This window comes from Burkholderia sp. BC1 (assembly GCF_052683555.1).
Genome location: NZ_JBQYLP010000132.1, coordinates 1 through 5884 on the forward strand (window position 1 = coordinate 1; position 5884 = coordinate 5884).

Genomic DNA, 5884 nt, shown 5'->3' on the forward strand with positions numbered 1-5884 from the left:
GGGGAAAATTACTTCGACGAAAGTGGGGAGTATCTATCCGACGCTGACAGTCGGCGTGTTCGATCGAGAATCCCATATCGTTCAGGGCTGCTTTATCGCCCTTCGCCAGCGCTTTGTTGGCCGCACGCATGAGTGCATTCGCCCATTGAAGGCGAGCGATCTCGAGCCGGATTGCATCCGGGCTGATACGATATTCAGTTGCCATGTCATCACCTCTGTTCAGGTGGTGTAGTGGAAGTCCTGCCCGCGTGTTCCAGCACATGGGCGGGGCGCCTAGAGTAGATCAGTAGACCGTGAGGCCTTCTGATCCGACTGCTGCTCGCCGAGTTCGGCGAGAATATCGGGCCGCAATTCGAGCTCGCCGGTGTAGACCAGCGGTGTGCCGCAGCGGACGTAGTTGTCATTCATTGCCTTTTCCGATCCGGGCGAGCAGTTCGAGTCGCTGTCTGGCATAGCTTTCCTGCGCTTCATCGTCAGATATCCATTTCGTATTCGGATCGTGGGCTTCCTCCAGCCCCTCTCGAACCTGCCCCCGAAACCATCGATCATGCGCCGCCGTGTCGGCTAGCAACCGCAAAGTCGGCTCGTCCCGAACCGAGACCTGCTCGAGCACCAGACAGTAAGCCTGCAGGGGCGACAACCCCTGCTCGGCCAAGACGGCCGCTGCGTCGTCGTAGAGCACTTCGATCCGCGCCTTGGCCTCGTCATCTGTCATGATCAGTACCCGCTTCCTTCTGGTGTCGCACGGCCAAAATCGTGACGGCATCGCCATCGAGGCGGTACCGAGCCACATAGCCACTATCCCCAAAATCGATAAGCCACTCCCGATACCGTTCAGGCAGATCTTCTATGAGCCGTCCCATTCGAGGGTGGGCACCGAGAGCCTGGACGCCGCGCCTAATCGCTTCGCCGGCCCGCCTCGCGGCATCGGGATTCTTCGGCCTCAGGAATTCGCGCAGCCGTTGCATGTCTCCGATCGCCGCCGGCGCAAAGATTACTTGTGGCATTCTGGCGGAGGCAGTTCGTCGTCAGTTCCCCAGCTCGCGAGCCACTTGTCCACTTCCTCAGCGGTCACGTGCAGGCCAGTCGCCTGAAATTCATCCCATGCCTTGAGCGTGTCTCGGTTCAGCGCCTCGCGCTTTTCCTCGCGCTCGACGTACTGCTCAATGGCTTCGCGCATGATCCAATGCGGGGTACGCCGGCGCGCCTCGGCCAAGTGCTGAACCCGCCCTTTCAATTCATCATCAAGCTTGATGGATGTTGCCGTAACCATGACACGGCCTCCGTAGCAAAAGGTAATACCTGAGACTACTATAGACCGAAACGCTGACTTCGTCCATGGCGCCCCCAATATTCAAGGCGACGCACTGCCCTTTCGGGGCTTGCCGGGACGACGGGGCCTTTGCTTCGCTGCGGCCGCTGCTTTGGCACGCCGCAACGCTTCTTGCTCGCCGTCTCGAAGCCGGGCGTCAATTCCATGTTCGACCATAAGGTCGATCGCGCGTCGCTTGAATTGTTCACTGCCGGTAAGCTCGAACGCGCCCCCGTACTTCTCCGCGGCCAATCGCAGAGCCGTCGTGATCGATACCTCGTCGCTGGCCCCTTTGGCGAGCACGTCGATGCGGCGGCCGAGATCAATGAAAGCGTCCCGGCCATCGTCCCAGCGATAGACCACCGCTCCGTCCCGCCGGACGTGGAAGTGCAGCCCATCAGTGACGTTTCGTGCAACCGGATCGACATCATCAACGTGAATAACGCCGTCCGCATCATCATTGGCCAAGGCTCGCCTTAACTCTCGCGCGCGACGCTTCTCACTGTAGACGAAGCCGCGTAGCTGGCCGATAGCCGCACTGTCGCCGGTGGCCGCCTGTTGCTCAACCCATTCGCGATATGACAGCCTACGATTCGTCGGATCAGCGTACAGCGCCTGACGCTCTTTGCGGATCTCACGCCGCAATCGATCGCGCTCCCGCAGCGTCTCGAATGCGACGACGCTGCACAGCACGTTCCGGGCGGCGGCGTCCGCGACGGTCTCTTGGATTTCACGGCGCTTCCGCCGAGCGGCTTCGCGGATATTCAAGAAGCGCTGCCGCACAGTTGCCGGGTCTAGTCGGCGATATACGAACGCTTCCTTGTACTGACCGTACCGGGCACGCAGTTCACGTCGGGCCGCTGCGCGCTCTTGCCGGTGCTCCTCACGGATCTTTGGGTCGCGTTTAAGCGGTCGATGCTTGTCGTAGGTCAGAACGGCCTCCGTCGTCGACGCCGACGGCTCGAACGCGCCGAGTCGTTTGATCAGCCGTGCTCTACCCAGCTCCTCGTGCATATCGCTGGCCTTGATCGGCGTTGTGTCGGCAGAGTTCAGGTCGTAAATGGCGAAACCCTGCCCTTTCTCACGCAGTTCGAGACCGTACTTGGCCAGAAGATTATGGAGTTGCCGCCACGTGAGCTGGTCGTTTTTCAATGCGGACAGCAGCGCCTTGCGCGGCTCCCCTCGGGCGTAGCTGAACAGGCTCTCCTGATCAGCATGCCGCTCCATGTCGGCCGCCGGCGTTGGGCGTTTGCCGTTCGTGCTGGGGCTTTTGCTCGCCCAATCGATGACGACGTGACCATTGCGCTCGAACACCGCGTATGGGCCATTCTCGTGCTGCCAGCCGAATTTGAGTTCGAGCTCGCGCATCGCACGATCCAGCTTGAAGTAATCGCGATCCGGATAGACGGCCCGAAACGTGTTTGGATTCACGCGATTTACGGCGATGTGCAAGTGCGTGTTATCAGTATCGCGATGCACGGCAAAAACATACTGATGATCACCCATGCCGACAGCGCTAAGCGCGTGCGCACCGCATTCGAACGCCTGCGCATCGGTCGGTGACTCGTTCGCCGGCCACGACAGAACGATGTGGTACACGGCGTCCTTGACGCGGGCATTCTGAGCTGCCACCGCGTTCATTTCAGCCGCGGCCGACGACAACGACAGGCAATTGTGTTCGCATGCAACGCCTGTTGGCGTTACGAGACGTTCGGCCTGACCGAGAAGTCGCCCGGACAAAAGGTCCGCCAAGGCTTCCGCTTCCGCCTGACTAGGTGCTGGCCCGGTTGGCGTCTTTTCGAGCCCGAGAACGGCCCGCCGTGCCAGCGCTCTCCGTTGAAACTCGCCGTCAATCTGCGGTGACTGTCGGAGGTAGTTCGCCGCCAACCGGAGATGCTCTCTCGCGCGCGCCAGAATCTTGAGCTGCTTTACTCGATCCTGCAGGTCGATCTGGTCGAGCTCATCGCCCAGATGCTGCCCCTGTTCGTCACGATTGGTGATGTACTCGACCAGATCTGCAAAGCTCGATTTCAAATCCTCTCGTCGAGGTGGAATTTTGGCCAACATTTTCAGTCACCAATCCGTGCGATCGCCTCGCGAAGCTCAACGAGAATGGCAGCGTATTCTTTCGACAGCATCCCACCACCTTCATTGAACAGATGCTTCTGCAAGCCGCCGAGCCTGCGAAGCTCATTGAGAATGTGTGCTTCGATCTTGGTACGTGTCCGGCGGCCAAGCGCGGCGGCAAGCACAAACTGCCCGACGCTCATGCCGCAATCACGTGCCCTCTCGCGGACCAAAGCTTCCTCGTCCTCGTAGCACCGTATCGGCGGAAGCATGCCGGTCCTTCGTCGCTGTTCGCTCGTACTCACTGTTACACCCATCTCTCTCACGAAGTCGGGGTCTCGGGGCAATGCCCTGAGCAGGGACGGTAGGCTGCGCATAGGGAGTGAAACGACTGGTGCGCTGCCGGTTGAATAGCGCCAACTTGGCGGTATTACAAACCCTACCCTGTCACCGAAGTTACGCCGTCGTTCTTGGAAGTTTGAAGGTAGCTTGGAATGACGTTCTCCCCCAAGCAGAAAAGACGGTGTCGAGGAAGGTTTTCGAATTACTCTTAACAACACTTTTTAGACATGATTCGGTAAACGAAAAGGTGTTGTGATAATCAGACACACGTCCAGACCGGCGCGCAGTTTGGCTAACCTCACGGCGGATGCCATGCCGGACGCTTCAAACGAAGCCGAGGAGGGCAATCACGCCGACCTTCAAGGGCGACCGGTGCAGAGGTTGGAATCGGCATCGGCCAGCTTATCGATCGACGACGAGCGAGTGGACAACATGGGACGCTGGACTGACGATCAATTGGCGAATTACGAGACGGCACTGGAGACCATTGGTAACGTTATCGCGATTGCCTCGCGCGACATTGCTGAGGAGCGAGAAAAAATCCAACCCGATGTCGATCGGATAACCAAGTTGCTGGCGCTGCAAGAGCGCCTCAATCAAGAGCGCAACTGCTTACGAATCAACGACGATACGGTCGTTCGGAAAGCAACTGAGATCCACAGCAAGATCGTCCGCGCCGGGCGACTTTCAACAACGATGCGCGGAAGTTTTACGGACGATCCACCGGCAAACTGACGTTGCCTGTTTCGGCAGCGGTGAGGTAGATTTCCGGCGGGCTCCATTCCGAAGATGATTTGAAAAAATACGGGATTCGCATTTATCCGCGAAGGCGACACTATCTCGCACGGCGGCCGCGTGCTCACGAGCTCACCTGAAAATACAGACTATGGTCGACCGATCGCCCTGCTCGGCGACAAGGTGTCGTGCCGGAAGTCCGGGGGATTTACCCGATCGTCGGAGTCGAGAATCTCGGCGTGACGTTCGACGGTCGACCTGTCGCTTCGGATGGTGATACGACGGTGTGCGGAGCCACGCTCATCGCCTCGCAAAACAACACGACTGCGAAGCCGACCAGCGGTCCCGGTGGGCCGATCGGCGGTGGCAAGAGCGTGCTGTCGCAAGCGAGCCACGACACGCCCCAGCGCGGACGATTCCAGGTCATCGACGACGTCACGCGACAGCCCCTCGCCGGGCACCCCTATACCGTCACTTCGTCGGACGGTCGTGTCATCCAGTGTAAGACAGACTCGAACGGGTTCACCGGCTGGCTCGAAGGCCACCAAGCTTCGTCCCTGTCGTTCCATCAGCCGAAGACCGACGCATGACGGGATACGCTCGGGGATCGTCGCCCGGCGGGATGAGTCCCGAAGGTCAAACCACGCAGGTCGGCGCAAGCGCCGCCCGCCTGTCGCCGAAGGACCGCGAGATCCTCTGCCATACCTTTTGCAAATGCAGGCAGATCGGTGTCGCCACAAAAGCCGGCCGCGTGCAGCGCCATACGAGGCGGTAGGTAGCGGGAAAGGCAGGGACGAACGCAGGAGCGAGGTTTCACCCAGCGCGCCAAAGCGCGTAGGTCCGCCAAAGTCTTGCCGCCATTATCAGCCCGTAGAAACCGGCCTTAGGCGCTGTTTGGCTTTGTGGATGGTGGCATCTTCGGCTGCATCTCTCCTCCAAGATTCGATGTTGGTTGTCCCCCACCCGGTGTCGTTCGTCGTGGCCGACGATGGTTAAGCGGCCCGGCGCTACATGCACCGATGCTCCGCCGCTCCCCGCAAATGTCGGCGATATACGAGTGAGTCACCCCATTGTCCACAGATCTTGGCTGGTAGAAAAAGGTAGAAGAAAGGTAGAGGCTCCCTGACGGTCGGGAAAGCCGTGCCCAGCAACGCTCCTGGTACAAGTCGCGGAACGCTATCCCGAGAAACGGGAAGGCTATCCCGACATCCCGGAATGCTATCCCGATGGCGGCGGAATGCTATCCCGAGTCCTCGGAGGGCCGCCGATAAGCGTCACACGAGGAAGGGGCGATCTTTGGTCGCGCTAATGCGATATGGACATTATGGTCGATGTAGCGCGTCGCCCTTTCTTGCCGTGAACGTTTTATCATATGGCACTAGGGAAACGCTGATTTATTCGGCTCGGCGGTCATCGCAGACGTAGCCG

At 59.6% G+C, this 5884-nt stretch carries 7 protein-coding genes and 2 pseudogenes; 2 read left to right on the forward strand and 7 right to left on the reverse strand.

Features of this window, described 5'->3' with window-relative positions:
* The 7 genes and pseudogenes from ACSHSS_RS29500 to mobA all read right to left on the reverse strand — a co-directional run.
* Positions 1-205 (reverse strand): annotated as a pseudogene (locus ACSHSS_RS29500) (hypothetical protein); the annotation flags it as partial.
* A gap of 68 nt (positions 206-273) precedes the next feature.
* Positions 274-408 (reverse strand): hypothetical protein, encoded by a 135-nt coding sequence (locus ACSHSS_RS29505; RefSeq protein WP_011051575.1) that lies wholly within the window; start codon positions 406-408, stop codon positions 274-276.
* The gene (locus tag ACSHSS_RS29510) at positions 401-793 is read right to left on the reverse strand and encodes a hypothetical protein (RefSeq protein WP_249170562.1); all 393 of its coding nucleotides are present in this window, start codon (positions 791-793) and stop codon (positions 401-403) included. Before ACSHSS_RS29510 ends, ACSHSS_RS29505 begins: the two co-directional genes overlap by 8 nt.
* A complete protein-coding gene (locus tag ACSHSS_RS29515) occupies positions 705-1007 on the reverse strand; it encodes a type II toxin-antitoxin system RelE/ParE family toxin (RefSeq protein ID WP_212161661.1) in 303 nt (100 codons plus the stop codon). The genes ACSHSS_RS29510 and ACSHSS_RS29515 overlap by 89 nt, the downstream gene beginning before the upstream one ends.
* Positions 995-1273, reverse strand: a complete 279-nt coding sequence (locus ACSHSS_RS29520; RefSeq protein WP_004541313.1) for a CopG family ribbon-helix-helix protein — start codon at positions 1271-1273, stop codon at positions 995-997. The genes ACSHSS_RS29515 and ACSHSS_RS29520 overlap by 13 nt, the downstream gene beginning before the upstream one ends.
* 81 nt (positions 1274-1354) lie before the next feature.
* Positions 1355-3379 (reverse strand): TraI/MobA(P) family conjugative relaxase, encoded by a 2025-nt coding sequence (traI, locus tag ACSHSS_RS29525; RefSeq protein WP_261513893.1) that lies wholly within the window; start codon positions 3377-3379, stop codon positions 1355-1357.
* A gap of 2 nt (positions 3380-3381) precedes the next feature.
* The gene (gene mobA / locus ACSHSS_RS29530; protein ID WP_310672277.1) at positions 3382-3756 is read right to left on the reverse strand and encodes a plasmid mobilization protein MobA; all 375 of its coding nucleotides are present in this window, start codon (positions 3754-3756) and stop codon (positions 3382-3384) included.
* Positions 3757-4009: 253 nt separating this feature from the next.
* Between mobA and ACSHSS_RS29535 the strand changes: the two genes are divergently transcribed.
* A complete protein-coding gene (locus tag ACSHSS_RS29535) occupies positions 4010-4456 on the forward strand; it encodes a hypothetical protein (RefSeq protein WP_249170500.1) in 447 nt (148 codons plus the stop codon).
* Between the two features lie 84 nt (positions 4457-4540).
* A pseudogene (locus tag ACSHSS_RS29540) lies at positions 4541-5046 on the forward strand (PAAR domain-containing protein).
* Positions 5047-5884: the final 838 nt, after the last annotated feature.

What these genes read in the sequence shown, in the direction of transcription:
- ACSHSS_RS29505 (WP_011051575.1), bottom strand. Translation starts at nt 408, where the DNA reads ATGAATGACAACTACGTCCGCTGCGGCACACCGCTGGTCTACACCGGC.
- ACSHSS_RS29510 (WP_249170562.1), bottom strand. Translation starts at nt 793, where the DNA reads ATGTGGCTCGGTACCGCCTCGATGGCGATGCCGTCACGATTTTGGCCG.
- ACSHSS_RS29515 (WP_212161661.1), bottom strand. Translation starts at nt 1,007, where the DNA reads ATGCCACAAGTAATCTTTGCGCCGGCGGCGATCGGAGACATGCAACGG.
- ACSHSS_RS29520 (WP_004541313.1), bottom strand. Translation starts at nt 1,273, where the DNA reads ATGGTTACGGCAACATCCATCAAGCTTGATGATGAATTGAAAGGGCGG.
- traI (WP_261513893.1), bottom strand. Translation starts at nt 3,379, where the DNA reads ATGTTGGCCAAAATTCCACCTCGACGAGAGGATTTGAAATCGAGCTTT.
- mobA (WP_310672277.1), bottom strand. Translation starts at nt 3,756, where the DNA reads ATGCGCAGCCTACCGTCCCTGCTCAGGGCATTGCCCCGAGACCCCGAC.